19 protein-coding genes are annotated in these 14,394 nt (G+C 43.7%); 9 read left to right on the top strand and 10 right to left on the bottom strand.

Going from position 1 to position 14,394, the window contains the following annotated elements; genetic code table 11:
• Positions 1-4: 4 nt before the first annotated feature.
• The 3 genes from BI182_RS10965 to BI182_RS10955 form a co-directional block, all read right to left on the bottom strand.
• On the bottom strand, positions 5-805 hold the full coding sequence (locus BI182_RS10965; RefSeq protein WP_148638775.1) for an ExeA family protein: 801 nt from the start codon (positions 803-805) through the stop codon (positions 5-7).
• Positions 802-2,049, bottom strand: a complete 1,248-nt coding sequence (locus tag BI182_RS10960) for a helix-turn-helix domain-containing protein (protein ID WP_286807837.1) — start codon at positions 2,047-2,049, stop codon at positions 802-804. The genes BI182_RS10965 and BI182_RS10960 overlap by 4 nt, the downstream gene beginning before the upstream one ends.
• Positions 2,050-2,112: 63 nt before the next feature.
• A complete protein-coding gene (locus tag BI182_RS10955) occupies positions 2,113-2,634 on the bottom strand; it encodes a DUF6431 domain-containing protein (protein ID WP_243134871.1) in 522 nt (173 codons plus the stop codon).
• A gap of 332 nt (positions 2,635-2,966) precedes the next feature.
• On the opposite strand from BI182_RS10955, the gene BI182_RS10950 reads away from it, so the two are divergent.
• The 3 genes from BI182_RS10950 to BI182_RS10935 all read left to right on the top strand — a co-directional run bounded on the left by BI182_RS10950 (position 2,967) and on the right by BI182_RS10935 (position 5,187).
• Positions 2,967-3,194: a hypothetical protein gene (locus BI182_RS10950; RefSeq protein ID WP_070372280.1), complete on the top strand. Its 228-nt coding sequence runs from the start codon at positions 2,967-2,969 to the stop codon at positions 3,192-3,194.
• A gap of 33 nt (positions 3,195-3,227) precedes the next feature.
• Positions 3,228-4,127, top strand: coding sequence for a protein adenylyltransferase Fic (gene fic / locus BI182_RS10940; RefSeq protein WP_070372279.1), 900 nt, complete (start codon positions 3,228-3,230; stop codon positions 4,125-4,127).
• Between the two features lie 103 nt (positions 4,128-4,230).
• Positions 4,231-5,187 (top strand): hypothetical protein, encoded by a 957-nt coding sequence (locus BI182_RS10935; RefSeq protein WP_286807836.1) that lies wholly within the window; start codon positions 4,231-4,233, stop codon positions 5,185-5,187.
• A 105-nt stretch (positions 5,188-5,292) separates the two neighbouring features.
• Here the strand turns inward: BI182_RS10935 and BI182_RS10930 are convergent, their stop codons facing one another.
• From BI182_RS10930 to BI182_RS17335, 4 genes are all read right to left on the bottom strand, one after another.
• Complete coding sequence (locus tag BI182_RS10930; RefSeq protein ID WP_286807835.1) at positions 5,293-6,867, bottom strand: recombinase family protein; 1,575 nt, start codon at positions 6,865-6,867, stop codon at positions 5,293-5,295.
• Positions 6,830-7,285 (bottom strand): transposase, encoded by a 456-nt coding sequence (locus tag BI182_RS10925; protein WP_070372276.1) that lies wholly within the window; start codon positions 7,283-7,285, stop codon positions 6,830-6,832. Before BI182_RS10925 ends, BI182_RS10930 begins: the two co-directional genes overlap by 38 nt.
• A gap of 241 nt (positions 7,286-7,526) precedes the next feature.
• Positions 7,527-7,949 carry a hypothetical protein gene (locus BI182_RS17340; protein ID WP_502691637.1) on the bottom strand — a complete coding sequence of 141 codons (423 nt, stop codon included), beginning with the start codon at positions 7,947-7,949 and terminating at the stop codon, positions 7,527-7,529.
• On the bottom strand, positions 7,946-8,071 hold the full coding sequence (locus BI182_RS17335; RefSeq protein WP_476723735.1) for a ParB N-terminal domain-containing protein: 126 nt from the start codon (positions 8,069-8,071) through the stop codon (positions 7,946-7,948). The genes BI182_RS17340 and BI182_RS17335 overlap by 4 nt, the downstream gene beginning before the upstream one ends.
• 140 nt (positions 8,072-8,211) lie before the next feature.
• On the opposite strand from BI182_RS17335, the gene BI182_RS10915 reads away from it, so the two are divergent.
• Together BI182_RS10915 and BI182_RS10910 are read left to right on the top strand one after the other, a co-directional pair.
• Positions 8,212-8,484, top strand: a complete 273-nt coding sequence (locus BI182_RS10915; RefSeq protein ID WP_070372273.1) for a type II toxin-antitoxin system prevent-host-death family antitoxin — start codon at positions 8,212-8,214, stop codon at positions 8,482-8,484.
• Positions 8,471-8,785, top strand: coding sequence for a type II toxin-antitoxin system RelE/ParE family toxin (locus tag BI182_RS10910; RefSeq protein ID WP_070372272.1), 315 nt, complete (start codon positions 8,471-8,473; stop codon positions 8,783-8,785). Before BI182_RS10915 ends, BI182_RS10910 begins: the two co-directional genes overlap by 14 nt.
• Positions 8,786-8,789: 4 nt before the next feature.
• On the opposite strand, the gene BI182_RS10905 is transcribed toward BI182_RS10910, so the two are convergent.
• From BI182_RS10905 to BI182_RS10895, 3 genes are all read right to left on the bottom strand, one after another.
• A complete protein-coding gene (locus BI182_RS10905; RefSeq protein ID WP_148637101.1) occupies positions 8,790-9,143 on the bottom strand; it encodes an HNH endonuclease in 354 nt (117 codons plus the stop codon).
• A gap of 285 nt (positions 9,144-9,428) precedes the next feature.
• The gene (locus BI182_RS10900) at positions 9,429-9,704 is read right to left on the bottom strand and encodes a type II toxin-antitoxin system YafQ family toxin (protein WP_070372270.1); all 276 of its coding nucleotides are present in this window, start codon (positions 9,702-9,704) and stop codon (positions 9,429-9,431) included.
• Positions 9,701-9,976 (bottom strand): type II toxin-antitoxin system RelB/DinJ family antitoxin, encoded by a 276-nt coding sequence (locus tag BI182_RS10895; RefSeq protein WP_070372269.1) that lies wholly within the window; start codon positions 9,974-9,976, stop codon positions 9,701-9,703. The genes BI182_RS10900 and BI182_RS10895 overlap by 4 nt, the downstream gene beginning before the upstream one ends.
• Before the next feature lie 541 nt (positions 9,977-10,517).
• On the opposite strand from BI182_RS10895, the gene BI182_RS10890 reads away from it, so the two are divergent.
• The 4 genes from BI182_RS10890 to BI182_RS10875 all read left to right on the top strand — a co-directional run bounded on the left by BI182_RS10890 (position 10,518) and on the right by BI182_RS10875 (position 14,311).
• Positions 10,518-10,952 carry a BRO family protein gene (locus tag BI182_RS10890; protein WP_286807834.1) on the top strand — a complete coding sequence of 145 codons (435 nt, stop codon included), beginning with the start codon at positions 10,518-10,520 and terminating at the stop codon, positions 10,950-10,952.
• Between the two features lie 67 nt (positions 10,953-11,019).
• Positions 11,020-11,898: an AraC family transcriptional regulator gene (locus BI182_RS10885; protein WP_286807833.1), complete on the top strand. Its 879-nt coding sequence runs from the start codon at positions 11,020-11,022 to the stop codon at positions 11,896-11,898.
• Positions 11,899-12,243: 345 nt separating this feature from the next.
• Entirely contained in the window at positions 12,244-13,344 is a 1,101-nt protein-coding gene (locus tag BI182_RS10880) for an FIST signal transduction protein (RefSeq protein ID WP_286807832.1), read from the top strand.
• A gap of 16 nt (positions 13,345-13,360) precedes the next feature.
• Positions 13,361-14,311: a methyl-accepting chemotaxis protein gene (locus BI182_RS10875; protein ID WP_187389199.1), complete on the top strand. Its 951-nt coding sequence runs from the start codon at positions 13,361-13,363 to the stop codon at positions 14,309-14,311.
• The last annotated feature ends 83 nt before the right edge of the window (positions 14,312-14,394 follow it).

Raw genomic sequence — 14,394 nt, 5'->3', positions numbered from 1 at the left:
CCTCCTAAAGCTCGGTATCGTTAATGGCCTGCATCACGATATCGGCATTTATGGTGGCCGCTTTATGGCTTTCGCCGATCAGCAGACTGGCATTGCAGAACTTGTTGATCATCCGTGGCGTACCGTCAGCTGCGTTAAGAATGGCCTGCAGGGCATTTTCTTCAAATACGGGCTGATGGCAGCCGGCCCCTTTGAGTTTATCGATCACATAGATTCGGCCTTCCTCACCGGTTAAGCCGCCCAGATCATAATTCATGACAAGGCGCTGGCGGAGGGGTTCATGAATCCCCAGGCGCAGGGTTGAATTAAGGGCCGGCAGACCGGCAAGCAGGATGGCCGCCCGGTCTCTTGAATCCATCTCGAAGTTGAAGAGAATCTTCAGATCATTTAAGATGGCGCTGTTGATATGGTTGGCTTCATCAATGATGATGACCGGCGTTTTGCGCTTTTCAAGGGCAAGACGGGTGATTTCCTCCTGTATAATCCGGAAATTATCGGGTTTCCGGTAAGACGGCTGAGCCCCGAATTCGGTCGCCAGATGGCGATAGAAGTCATTAGGGGTCAGGGTGGAAAAACTGGAGTAGATGACCTTGAATAAGGAAGGATTGAGACCAGCGGCCCAGTTACGGATTGCCGTGGTTTTTCCCCGTCCGGGGCTGCCGGTGAGCAGACCAAAGCCTCTGGTTTTAACCAGATAATCGAGACGAAAACGGGTTTCCCGGTATTCGCTGGTATCGACCAGGATCTCTTTTGAATTCTTCAGAAAGGGGTTGAATTCGAGCCCATAGCGTGCGGTATAGTTCATGATGCATCACCCCGGCATAAATGGATTTTTTCCCGTTTGACAAAGGCATTTTCGTGTTTGTTGAGCAAGCGGATGGGCGTAAGAGTACCATCCGCTTCAGCGATAAAGATTTTTTCCATGTCCGGAGAATAGCGCAGACATATCCGCTGCCTGGCAAAACGGCAGTCCACTTCGTATTCCACCTGATCAATGGTGATGACGCTGTCGATGGAGACGCGGCGTTCGATCTCCAGCAGAAAATGCTTTTCGATTTCTTCATCGGAAAGACGACGGATGTGTTGGGGTTCTGAAAAGAAGCGATCCTGGGGCGACAGGCCTTTAAGCGATGAATGCGGGGTCTGATTATAGCGCAGGACATAAGCCCGCAGGTGGTCACGCAGTCCCGAAAGCGAGGTGAAATCGCGGATATCCAGACTGGCCAGCCACTGATCTTTCATGGTGCGAAACCACCGTTCAATTTTGGCCTTCTGGATCGGCGTATAAGGCTGGTTATAGTGAAGGACCGAACCGGTACGGGCTGCCAGCAGCTCCATCTGCTTGTTTTTAAAGGAGCTGCCGTTGTCAAAGTTGTAGATTTGCGGACGACCATACCGGGCGACCGCTGATTTCATGACCGACATCAGGTTCACGAAATTATCATTGAAAAAAACATCAATCCCGACAATCAGGCGGCTGGCGTCATCAATCAGGGCGATAATGAAAACCCGGTGCTTCTTTCCGTCCGGCGTTTTAAGATAGGGACCGACACTGCTGTCCCCGCACCAGACTTCATTGATGTGCGGGCGTTCATAGCGTCGCATGTCATGATTGGTGGTGGTTTTCATCTCCAGCGCCAGCTGTCTGATAAAACGGTTAACCGTCGATTCCGACAGTTGGCCGGCGGTAACGCTGCCGTTCTCACGAAGCTGGCGGAAAATGGCCGCCGCCGACATCCGCGGATAGTTTTCTTTCAGATACCGGATCTGGGCCTGAAGATCGTCATCCAGTTTGCGTGGCTGGCCACTGTCCGACCGGGACGAAGGGAGCAGGCCATCAAAGCCCTGATTCAGATAATTGCGGTACCAGTACTTGATCGTTTGTGGTGCAAAGTGCCGGGTTGATCCGTCGGCCAGCAGCACCCCTTTAAGGGAAGCGTCACGAAAGAAAGCCTCGTTGGACGGATAAGCATCAGAAAGGCCTGAAATAAGGGGAGCGATGACAGCATAGCGCATCAGCGCAACTGCCTGAGCTTTATTCTGGTTCATGGTTGAAACCTCCTTGGTTTTTTCATCCATTATATGAAAAAATGTCGGAGGGATCGTGTCAGCTTATGTGGGTTCTGGAAAGAAAACATTCGGTGTCGGTTTAATCTGCATAAACTGCCGGCCAAAGCCTTTAAAACACTGGCTGATGAAGTGACGGGTCATCGAAAGTGTCAGCCCGATGGCAAGCCGCCGCTGGCGCCAGTGGCAACGATACTGGCGAATCACATGCCGGATATTGCTTTCATCAATCGCCGGATGACTATTCATAATCGCAGCGAAGTCACCAGAAGCTTCATAACAGGAAAGGATTCGGATCTGCCCGGAAAGACTAATCTGAGAATAAGGGACGATCGATGACAGCAGTAGGGCATGGGTTCTTTTGCAAACGGCACATTTCACCCGACAGATCCGCAGTGGCACCAGGCAATCTCCAACCTTGATGCTGCGCCGGTAGTAGCCATGGACAGAAAGACCCCCTGAACAGCCACAGCTGCATGTAAGCTGGTGGAACTGAAGATCGTTAAGCGTCTGATCATATAAAATTTGCGAAATGGGATTGCAATTATCCGTAAAAATCGTTATCATATAAACTGTTATAGTGGGGCTACAACCTCTCTGTGATGTCATGAGTGGCAGATGGACTTTGTTAGGGTTATTTCTGCCACTCAATCAAAAGTAATGTTTTCATGATAACACAAGAAGGTACCGGATCAAACAATCTGACGCATTATGCTGCAGAATATTTTATCCGATACCTTCTTTTATTTTGACTGATAATGATGAAATTTAAAGCGAATAATTTGCTGAATAACAATATAGATGTTTTTGGCTTTTGGGGCTTGTTGAGTGGTTGATTTAGATGTTTTGTTAACAAGGCCTTATTTTAAATTTAGAGATAAGAAAGGCGAGGTATTTACATGAATTTAGAAGATCAATGTAGAACATCAGATATCGAAGGGCTGAAGAAATGGGCAAAAATACCCGTGGATATGCAGCAACGGCTCTTAAATAATGTCTTTTGCTCAAAATGTGGGGTGACGACAATTATCGATTATGGTATTCAAAATGATCAATTCGGTTTGGTTTTGCAAGGACATTGTAAGAAGTGCGGTGAGAGCGTAGCAAGATTTGTCGAAAATGACTAAAGGTAGCCAATGAAGTGATAGGGGGTGATTGAGATGAGCAAAATCTCCATTCGTTTTTTTGATGATAAAGAAGTGCGGGCTGTCTGGGACGATGAAAAAGCCAAGTGGTGGTTTTCTGTGCTGGATATCATCAGTGTTTTGCGTGGTGAGGACGACTACACAAAAAACAGAAATTATTGGAAATATTTAAAGACGAAACTTAAAAAAGAAAACAACGAGTTGGTTAGTGCCGCTAACCAACTGAAATTGATTGCTGCTGACGGGAAAAAATATCGAACCGATACATTTGATCATGACGGTATCATCGAACTTGCGAAAAATTTTCCAAGCAAACAAGCAAATCGTTTTATTGAATGGTTTAGTTATAGCGATGAAACGATTGATGGGAAGAGCAAATCAAAGGCATATGCTCTTTTCGACAGTTCCTTGTTTGATACAATCGAAGTCGGTACTGTCAAAGGCTTACAGCAGATTCACGGTTATTTATTCGGAGGGCTATATGACTTTGCCGGGCAAATCAGGACGCTTAATATTGCCAAGGGTGGTTTTCAATTTGCGATGGTGCGTTTTTTGCCTGAAACGCTGAATAAAATTGAAAAAATGCCAGAAAATTCTTTTGAAGAAATTGTCGATAAGTACGTAGAAATAAATGTTGCTCACCCCTTTATGGAGGGAAATGGCAGAAGTATGCGCATATGGCTTGACCTGATTCTGAAAAAGAACCTGAAATTGTGCGTGGACTGGAGCAAAATTAATAAAAAAGACTATCTTACTTCTATGGAAAAGAGTGTGTCAAATCCAACGCAAATAAAAGCACTTTTGCAGTTTTCCTTGACAGATAAGATAAACGACCGTGAAATGTTTATGAAGGGTGTCGATTATTCCTACTATTATGAGCAGGAAAATGAAATCACTGAAGGTGAAGGTGAATAAAAGTACATTGGAAACGTCGGATGCTTGGACGATGGCAAGCACGATTCGTACTATTTAATAGAGGTTTATTAATTCAATTTTATTAAAAAGGGGTGATGAGCGAATGGATTATAAAAAGCTATTGGATCACAGCAACAATTGGCTGAAATACGCGATTCTACTTCACTTGTTCCATGAACCAAAGGACAGTCTTGTAGAAATCAGAAATGTAGCATTAGTGGATGATCGTATTCAAAAACACCTTTCTAGTGTTGCGAATTTTCACGCGAGTCTGGTGACAAATCATAAAAATCCTGATTTGCCGATACACAAGCTCATGTTTCTTCTAGATCTCGGATTCGATATGGAAGTACCTGAAATAAAAACGGCAGTTGATGAAATTCTTAAGCATCAGGATGAGCACGGCATTTATCAGTCTCTGACCAACGTACCGAAGCATTTTGGCGGAGCGGGTGTGGATGTTTTTAGCTGGTGCCTGTGCGATGCCCCGCTGCTTTTGCTTGCGCTGATAAAAGCAGGCATGGATTATCATGAACATATTAAGCCTGGCGTTGACTATTTGGTTTCGTTGTGCCGTGATAATGGCTTCCCTTGCGCCGCTTCTTCAGAACTCGGTAAATTCCGTGGTCCCGGGAAAAAGGCCGATTGCTGCCCATATGCAACGATGATAATGGCCGATTTATTATCATACATACCAGAGTATCAGGATTCCCAGGTCGCTCATTGCTGCGTTAATGCGCTACTAAGTCTCTGGGAAAACAGCCTTGATCTGCATCCGTATGTGTTCTATATGGGGACGGACTTCCGTAAGTTGAAAGCGCCATCGTGCTGGTATGACATTGTCAGCATGGCAGGAGTTCTTAGTAAATACAAATTCGTGCATCAAGATCCGCGATTCAAGGAAATGATAACCCTGATAAGAAACAAACAGGATAAAGATAAATATTTTACGCCTGAATCGGTGTATATGAAATTGAAAGATTGGGATTTTGGGCAAAAAAAAATACCGTCTCCTTATTTGACCTACTTATGCTATCGTATTTTTGAGCGTCTGGAATAATGACAGTAAGAAACTGAAATGAATCTTAATTCTACTTTACCTATAGACATAACCACGAAAACAAGGCACCCTACGACCATTTTTTCGTAGAGTGCCTTAATTATTTTAATTTACTTCAATATCTACCGTCACACCGGATTTGAATTCCACAGTGAATTTATCCTCGTAGACTGTGACTTTTTCAATCAGTCGCCGGACAAGCGCCTCGTCATATTCGGTCAGGGCGGTTGACTGCTCCATCAAAAATGTACTCATATCGGAAATTCGTTTCTTAATGTCATCCCGTCCGGCACCTTCTAGTTGATGCTTTTGTTTTTCATCATGCAAACGGTGAATTTCAGCACCAACTTCTTCATAGTCGGCCTTAGAGCTGGCGAGTCTCAAAAGCTCCTGTTGTAGTTCCTGAAGTCGCAATTCAATATCAATCAGGGGTTGATTATTTTCACGGCTGAGGACGGTTTTGATGTTTCCCTGTAGGGTGGCAAGAAAGGTGTTTTTTTTGCCAAGCGTCTGATTGATAGCGTTGACTAGAATCAACTCGATTTGGCTTTCCGGAACCGTACGGGCATCGCAGAATAGCCCGGTGTTTTCCAAGCGACTGACGCAGCGCCAAACGACGGACTTTTTGCCGCGGTTGTTCCAATGGACCCTGCGAAAAACTTCACCGCAATTGCCACAAATGATCATGTTTGAAAAACAGTGCGTACAGCTAAAGGTTCGGTTTTTCCCATTCGGACTGGTGTGGACGATGCGGCGTTGGATCAGTTCCTCCTGCACCTGCATGTAAATTCCCCTGGGGATGATGGCCTCATGGTTATTTTCGACATAATACTGCGGAACGATGCCATGATTCTTAACTCGCGTCTTTGTGAGAAAGTCCGTGGTATAAGTTTTTTGTAGGAGGGCGTCGCCGATGTATTTTTCATTTCGCAAAATCTGGTTGATGTTGCTGGTGTACCATTTTTCTCTCCCGGCGCCATTTTTGATGCCGTCTGCCTCTAAACCGCGGGCAATTTTTAACAAACTGGCACCTTCAAGATATTCCCGGTAGATGCGTTTGACAACCTCCGCTTCCTCAGGAACAATAACCAGCTTTTTATTCTCGTCTTTGGTATAACCTAGGAACCATTTGCAGTTGACCTGGATTTCCCCTTGCTGGTAGCGGTATTGTAGGCCCATCTTCACGTTTTGGCTTAAGGATTGGCTTTCCTGCTGGGCGAGTGAAGCCATGATCGTGAGCATGACTTCACCTTTGGAATCCGTGGAGTTGATATTCTCTTTTTCGAAGAATACCGCGATGTTCTTTTCCTTTAGTTGACGGATATATTTCAGGCAATCCAGCGTGTTTCGGGCAAACCGACTGATGGACTTGGTGATGACCATATCAACATCACCAGCCATACACGCATCAATCATACGGTTGAATTCTTCACGCTTTTTGGTATTGGTACCAGATATACCGTCGTCCGCATAAATACCCGCCAGTGCCCAGTCCGGATGGTTATTAATGTAGGACGTGTAGTGTTCGATTTGCGCTTCATAGCTGGTGGCTTGCTCATCACTGTCAGTGGAAACCCGGCAATAGGCTGCTACCCGTAACCTCGCATTTTCCTCATCTTCATTTTTGGCTCTGGTTTGCTTTCTAGCTGGAAGTACGGTGACGCTTTTGCTTACATTCATAGCAACTGCAGGGAAGCACCGCAACAAACAGATAGGCTTCGGTGGTATCCCCGGTAAAGGGATCCTGAATCGGAATGGTATTACCGGCCCAGTCAACCTGCATCACATCACCCGGCTTATGCCGGATCCGCATGGTTGCCTTTGTCACTCTGGCCCAATGGCGGTACTTGTCACAGAACTGGGAGTACATATAGGGGGTATCGCCATTGGTGTAACAGGTTTCACAGTATTCGCTCCAGAGCAAAGAAAGATTCACTCCCGGCTTGGCCAGTTCTTTGTGGATGGCGCTGTAATCAGCCTCCTTTCGGTGATTATTTGCTGTCAGCCGATCGGGATAGAAGATGGCCATCAGTACTTCATTGGTTGTCGTTTCGTCCAGGGGCCATTCGATGCCCGATTTGGTTGCGGTTTCAAGCACTTCCCGGATCGTATTTCACGAGCTATGCACGCTTGCAGCAATCTGTCGCTGGGTGTAATTGAGACTGTTCAGTCTCAAAATTTCTCGATAATTCACCATGATTATCGACCTCCTGTAATGATAGTCACACATTTGTGTGCCAACTTCATTATAGGATCAATTTATATGAATGGCTCACCTTTCGTTAAGGTGGGTCAGTTCAATCGTGACGCTGGGACGGTTTGACCGTGCAGATGGGATTTCACGGTCGGAATATACAGGCGGCCGTTAAAAACTCCAGGAAGGCTACATCATCAAGCTTATCATTTTGAATCTTGAGTTTTTCTTTGGTGCCGCCCTGGTAGTCGACATTATAAGGGGGGTCCGTTAGAACAAGATCAGCCAGTCGGCCATCCATCAGGGTGTCCATATCTGCTTTGACTGTGGAATCGCCACAGATTAACCGGTGCTTTCCCAATAACCAAACATCACCGGTTTGGGTCATCGGGGTAGTGATCTCATCCAAAGCCTGCTCTGGATCAAAGTCATCCTCTTGGGCATCGGGTTCGCCAAAAAGTTCATTGATTTCAGCCAGATCAAAGCCGCTATCATCAAGATCCTTTAGCAGATCCGTTAACAGCGGCACATCCCAATCTCCGGAGACCTTATTTAGAGCAATATTCAATGTTTCTCTTTTTCTTCATTAATATCCACTATAACGCAATCCACTTCTTTTTCGCTCAGCTGGGTCAGTACCTTAAAGCGCTGATGACCACCGACGACGTTGCCGGTGCGCTGGTTCCAGATAACAGGTTCGACGTAGCCGAATTCCTTAATGGACCGCTTGAGCTTCTCATATTCCGCATCGCCAGGCTTGAGGTTCTTGCATTGTTAATCTAAAGATATTCTGGTATAATATCTTTAGATTAACAAAGGGGGACAATCAAATGCCTAATATCAAATCCAGTACGGATCTAAGAAATAATTACAACGAAATCTCTAAATTCTGTCACGAACACGAGGAACCCATCTTCATCACTAAGAATGGTCAGGGAGACTTGGCTGTCATGAGCATCGAGGCATACGAAATGTTAAACGGCAAGGTTGAACTTTATCGTGCCCTTGATGAGGGTCGAGCTGCCATTAAAGCCGGAAAAAAACGTCCACTGACTGATGTCATAAAGGACCTGCGACAAGAGATAACCGATGGCAACGTATAGCATTGAGATCTCAGAGCCAGCCGAAAACGACCTACGAGACATTGTCCTGTACATCTCGTCACAATTGTCATCACCAATGACGGCCATAAATATGATGGATACGATTGAAGAAGCACTGCTTGGTTTAACCGAAATGCCACAGAAATGTCCGGCTGTTCGTGATGACCGGCTGGCTTCAATGGGGTACCGGAAACTTTTGGTTAAGAACTATGTCGCTTTCTTTACCATCGATGAACAATCCAAAGTTATCAACGTTGAACGAATCCTTTATGCTCGTCGTGATTGGCTTCGTATTTTGTAGTCTTTCACTTCCACCGGCCACCTTCCTGAGCCGTGATAGTGGAGTGACAGCTGCTGCACAACGCCATCAGGTTTTCTTCATCATGGTTGCCGCCTTTGGATAGGGGAGTGATGTGATGAATTTCATGGGCTGGGGTTAGTTTGCCATTCTTTTGGCATAACATACAAAGTGGGTGGGCTTTGATGTAACAATCGCGGATACGCTTCCATGCCCAGCCATAGCGTTTCCGGGTCTCAGGATCGCACTGATACTTATTGTAGTGTTGCTCCGATAATTTCTGATGCTCCTCGCAGAACCGGCCAGCGGTTAATTCTTTACAACTAGGATAGCTGCAAGGGCGTTTAGGCTTTCTAGGCATGGTGTTCGCCTCCTTCAGGGCATAAGAAAAGCCACCATCAGATTTCTCCCGTGGTGGCCTGCGCCTACTTTTTTCACAATACTATTATAACACATTGGGTATTAACATCAACTCTCATTTACTCTCCACTTGCTTCAAATGTGATTTTTTAAAGGTCGTTGAAAAGCATTGACAACCTCACAAGAAAGCGGTAATATAACGCTAACAAATCCCACGGGCCTCTGTCATTGACACGCACACTCGGTGGGCTTTTTATTTTTAAAGAGATTTTTATGAGTAATAAACTCAGAACAACGTTGAGTGACTTCCGATACGATAAAGCATTAATACCAGAACATCGTCCATCACCTCATAGACCAAAAGCCAATCGGGTTCGACATGACATTCACGGCATCCTTTATAATTACCACTTAAATCATGATCACGATATTTTTGTTCCAGAGGTTCATCATCGGCAAGTTTTTCAATAACAGCATAAAGTCGGTCAATATCTCTGCCTTGTTTTTTGGCAAGCTTAAGATCTTTTTTAAACTGATTTGTGAATTTAACTTCGTATTTCATTCTTCCAGTGCAGCTCGCAAATCATCCATATTGGAATAACCTTTGACACTGCTATCTTTGGCCAGTTTTCGACCTTCGGTAATGGCAGCAACTGTTTCCTGATTTGGAACAGACAATTTCATTTCAAAAGGTATCCCATTTTCCCGGATTGCTTGTCTGAGAAAAATATTGATTGCTGTTGTCATGTTAAGACCAAGCTCTCCAAAAATTTTCTCTGCAGCTTCTTTGATATCTTTATCGGTACGAATATTCAAATTTGTACTAGTAGCCATTATAAGCACCTCCTTATCTACCATCATTATAGTTCGAAATGATCATATTGTCAATTCAATGTACGCATCATATACGAACTTATGATGAGCATTAAGGTTTATTTTAAGCTTGAGCTCGTTCATATTTTTCTGCATAAGAAAAGCCACCATAAGATTTCTCCCGTGGTGGCCTGCGCCTATTTTTTCACAATTTGTTTTTAGGACTTGTTGAGTGGTTGATTTAGATGTTTTGTTAACAAGGCCTTTTAAAGAATTTCGAGATCAGAAAGGCAAGTGCTACATGAATTTAGTAGATCGATGTAACTCATCAGATATGGATGAGCTGAGAAAATGGGCAAAAATTCCCGTGGAGATGCAGCAAAGGCTCTTACAAAATGTGTTTTGCTCAAAATGTGGGGTGCCGACAATTGTCGACTATGGTATTCAAAATGATCAATTCGGTTTGGTTCTGCAAGGTCGCTGTAAGTAGTGCGGTGAGAGCGTAGTAAGATTTATCGAAAATGATTAAAGGTAGCCAATAAACTGATAGGGGGTGATTGAAATGAGCAAAATCTCCATTCGTTTTTTTGATGATAAGGAAGTGCAGGCTGTTTGGGACGATCAAAAAGCCAAGTGGTGGTTTTCTGTTCTGGATATCATCGGTGTTTTGTGTGGCGAGGACGACTACACAAAACACAGAAATTATTGGAAATATTTAAAGACGAAACTTAAAAAAGAAAACAACGAGTTGGTTAGTGCTGCTAACCAACTAAAACTGACAGCGGCTGACGGGAAAAAATATCGAACGGATACATTTGATTATGACGGTATCATCGAACTTGCGAAAAATTTTCCGAGCAAACAGGCAAATCGTTTTATTGAATGGTTTAGCTATAGCGATGAAACGATTGATGGGAAGAGCAAATCAAAGGCATATGCTCTTTTTGATAGTTCCCTGTTTAATACAATCAAAGAATATATCGCAAGAAACGACTAAACGGTGCACAAATTGTCGGATGAACGAAGTCATCTTTTGATAATATGCTATTGGAAGGGGGGATCAAATGGATTCGTTAAGCAGTATGAATAATGCCTTGACCTATATTGAAAGTCACTTGACAGAGGTGATTGATTTTAAAGTATTGTCAAAAATTGCACTCTGTTCGGAGTATCATTTTAAACGTATGTTTTCTTTTTTATCTGGCATCAGCTTATCTGAGTATATTCGAAGAAGACGGCTGACTTTGGCGGCGTTGGAATTAAAGGATTCAAATTTAAGAATCATCGATATTGCTATGAAATATGAGTATGGATCAGCCGATTCATTTTCTAGAGCCTTTTATTCTGTCCATGGTATTTTGCCGTCTGAAGCAAGAAACGAAAGTGCCCAAATTAAAGCATTTCCCAGAATGACCTTCCAATTATCAATTCAAGGAGGATGTGAAATGAATTATCGGATTGTTGAAAAAGAACCATTTAGACTGGTGGGGTACAAAAAGAGAGTACCGATGGTTTTTAGTGGGGTTAATCCAGAGATTACTAAAATGTATGAACTGCTAACTTCGGAAGTAATTGTTCAATTAAAAAGCTTATCCAATATTGAACCAACTGGAATGATTAGTGCATCGACAAATTTTTCCGAAGGAAGAATGGACGAAAAGGGAGAACTGGATCACTATATTGGTGTTGCTACCCCAAGCAGTGATGTCGGAGATTTTGATGAACTGGAAGTTGAGTCGAATACCTGGGCCGTATTTGAATCAATTGGACCATTTCCTGAAACATTACAAATAATTTGGGGCAGAATATATTCTGAATGGTTTCCGTCATCAGGTTATGAATCCGTAAACGGCCCTGAAATACTCTGGAATGAAAGTACAGATTTGCATAATCCTAAATACAGAAGTGAAATCTGGATTCCCGTAAAAAAAAGCAGCAACTAATATTTGAATGTTAATCTGTTTGTTCAATCAAATTATGATAAGAATGCTTATATCGACTTGCTTATGTTGGCCGCCGAGCAGGAAATCATAATCGATAACAACCAGGTTTTATATCCACTGGCCACGTTGCTGGGCTGTGATGACGGTCTGACAGTTGTTGTACGATACTAATAGGTGCTGGTTAAAGATAAACTCAACTAGTCGAGACGATACTAATCTCGATTAGTTGAGTTTTGTTTTTTTGAAAAACTTTACAAAAGTTAGCTTGAATTAATATTTTTAGTGGTGTAGTATTGTCCCTATGACTTGGAAATCGACAGTTTAGTTATGTGAAAGGGAGTAACAATGAATTATAAGATAGGAAAAAGCTCTAAAGCCAATCCCGATGCCGCCGTCACCGAGGCGACCAGTCAGCTGAAAAAGCCTCAGCTGCTTCTATTTTTTTCAGAGGTGGACGATTTTACCGCCTATGCCAGAGAAATAAAGACCCGATTTCCGGATGCTATTTCGATGGGCGCTACCACCTTTGCGGCCTTTTGTAAAGATGGGGCGTATAAAGACAGCCTGTTAGTCATCGGTTTTGAAGATGGGATCGTCTGTGAAGCGGGTCTTTTAAAAGATGCAGATAAATATCCGCTAAAATATGTGGAGCAGGTTGAAAAAGCGGCAGCCCGGTTCAATAAACCGCAGAATACCATCTGCCTGGAGTTTTCCAGCGCCCTGATCAGCTGTGAGGAATTGGTTTTGTCAACCCTCAATGCGGTGCTGTCAAAAAAGAAGATCCCGGTTTTTGGCGGTTCTTCAGGTGACCGGGGACGGGCCGAAAAAACCATCATCGCTTTAAACGGTCAGGTCTACCAAGATGCCTGCGTCTTTGTGATGATTGAAAACCTCGGTGGAAAAATCCGTTTATACCGGGAGAATATCTATAAACCGACCCGTCATTATTTTAAATCCACCAAGGTAGATGTGCGCAAACGGATTGTCTACGAATATGATCACAAACCGGCTGCTTCCGTAATGGCTGCCGCCTTAGGTGTCAAGGTCAGTGAATTGCCCAAATATCTGGATAGTTATCCATTGGGCCGGATTATTGGCAATGAAATGTTTATTGTCGCGAACAATCAGGTTGTCAATGGCAGCGGCATGGAATATCATGCCCGCATCTACAACAATTCCCAGATGGTGCTACTGGAGCCTGATGATTATCAAACGGTTCTTCAAAAAACACTTGACAAGGCCCGGCAGGAATGCAGCCGCCCCAGTTTGACACTAATGGTCAATTGTCTGGCCCGTTCGATTCTTTTTGAATCCAATGGTGAGTTAAATCAGTTTGCCACCACAGTCGGAAACGCCCTGGGCAATTATGTCGGTTTTGCAGGCTATGGCGAGCAGCTGAATGAACAGCACTTCAACCAGACTATGGTGCTGGCAGTATTTGAATAGAGTGGGAGAGATGAACTTGTTAGAAAATAATTGTGTGAACAGCAGCATGATAAATGAAACCGGTTTTATGATAAAAAAGCGTGATAAAACAATGGAAAAGAGCATCCAGTTTGGCGTTAAGCATATTGAAGAAAAAATCGAACTGCTGATGCAGGAAGAGGTGGAAGTTTCAAACTATTTGGATGATGTGGCAAAAACCTATTCGCAAATCACCAACATCAGTGAAATGACAACCAATATTAATGACGATTTTAAGAGTTTCAGTTCCTATGCCAATCAGATTAATACGGTTATCGATAACTCGGATACGATGATTAATCAAACCGGCACAAATGTAACCGAACTGGCAAACAATATTTTACATACCAATGATCAACTTGATAACATTGCCGAGGTTTTTTTACAGTTGGAAAAAGACTTTGCCAACATTAAGAATATGTCCAACGGTATTAATGGTATAGCGATGCAATCCAACCTGCTGGCTTTTAATGCCTCCATTGAAGCCGAACGGGCTGGTGAGGCGGGCCGGGCTTTTGCCGTGGTCGCCCAGCAAATGCGGGTCTTATCGACATCGACCAAGGAACTGGTTGATGGTATTGATGACAGCGTCAAAGCGCTTTATAAGAGCATCAAAGATGTCAATATTGAAATTCAGGCGTCAAAGTCTGCAAGTATGGCAAATCTGCATAAAGTTAATGCGGTAAAAAGTAATATTACCCAAGTTAGCGAGTGTACCGATGAGGTTAAGAATTTCAGCAAACAGATCATCAAAGGCATTGATGCCACCAGCGAGCGGATCAATGGTGCAGCAGAAGGGTTTGGGGCCATTTCAGAGGTTGTCGATTCGTTTGGTGAAAAAATTGATACGCTTAATCAAAAAATGAGCAAAAAATCCACCATTATCTGCAGTGTCATTGATTTTCTGCAACAAATGGAGAACATGCTGGCTGAACTGGTCACAGATTAACCCGTTTCTGCAGGTGCCGATAGAATAAAAAATGGTGCGTTTTGATGCGAGGGGTGGGTTGCTATGGTATGATCACCTATTTG

Source organism: Acetobacterium sp. MES1, assembly GCF_002237635.1.
Lineage (GTDB): Bacteria > Bacillota > Clostridia > Eubacteriales > Eubacteriaceae > Acetobacterium > Acetobacterium wieringae.
This window is presented reverse-complemented; position numbering and strand designations above follow the sequence as displayed.

Excerpts from the sequence above, each read along its gene's own strand:
- BI182_RS10965 (WP_148638775.1), bottom strand. The coding sequence starts at position 805 with ATGAACTATACCGCACGCTATGGGCTCGAATTCAACCCCTTTCTGAAG.
- BI182_RS10960 (WP_286807837.1), bottom strand. The coding sequence starts at position 2,049 with ATGAACCAGAATAAAGCTCAGGCAGTTGCGCTGATGCGCTATGCTGTC.
- BI182_RS10955 (WP_243134871.1), bottom strand. The coding sequence starts at position 2,634 with ATGATAACGATTTTTACGGATAATTGCAATCCCATTTCGCAAATTTTA.
- BI182_RS10950 (WP_070372280.1), top strand. The coding sequence starts at position 2,967 with ATGAATTTAGAAGATCAATGTAGAACATCAGATATCGAAGGGCTGAAG.
- fic (WP_070372279.1), top strand. The coding sequence starts at position 3,228 with ATGAGCAAAATCTCCATTCGTTTTTTTGATGATAAAGAAGTGCGGGCT.
- BI182_RS10935 (WP_286807836.1), top strand. The coding sequence starts at position 4,231 with ATGGATTATAAAAAGCTATTGGATCACAGCAACAATTGGCTGAAATAC.
- BI182_RS10930 (WP_286807835.1), bottom strand. The coding sequence starts at position 6,867 with ATGAATGTAAGCAAAAGCGTCACCGTACTTCCAGCTAGAAAGCAAACC.
- BI182_RS10915 (WP_070372273.1), top strand. The coding sequence starts at position 8,212 with ATGCCTAATATCAAATCCAGTACGGATCTAAGAAATAATTACAACGAA.
- BI182_RS10910 (WP_070372272.1), top strand. The coding sequence starts at position 8,471 with ATGGCAACGTATAGCATTGAGATCTCAGAGCCAGCCGAAAACGACCTA.
- BI182_RS10905 (WP_148637101.1), bottom strand. The coding sequence starts at position 9,143 with ATGCCTAGAAAGCCTAAACGCCCTTGCAGCTATCCTAGTTGTAAAGAA.
- BI182_RS10900 (WP_070372270.1), bottom strand. The coding sequence starts at position 9,704 with ATGAAATACGAAGTTAAATTCACAAATCAGTTTAAAAAAGATCTTAAG.
- BI182_RS10895 (WP_070372269.1), bottom strand. The coding sequence starts at position 9,976 with ATGGCTACTAGTACAAATTTGAATATTCGTACCGATAAAGATATCAAA.
- BI182_RS10890 (WP_286807834.1), top strand. The coding sequence starts at position 10,518 with ATGAGCAAAATCTCCATTCGTTTTTTTGATGATAAGGAAGTGCAGGCT.
- BI182_RS10885 (WP_286807833.1), top strand. The coding sequence starts at position 11,020 with ATGGATTCGTTAAGCAGTATGAATAATGCCTTGACCTATATTGAAAGT.
- BI182_RS10880 (WP_286807832.1), top strand. The coding sequence starts at position 12,244 with ATGAATTATAAGATAGGAAAAAGCTCTAAAGCCAATCCCGATGCCGCC.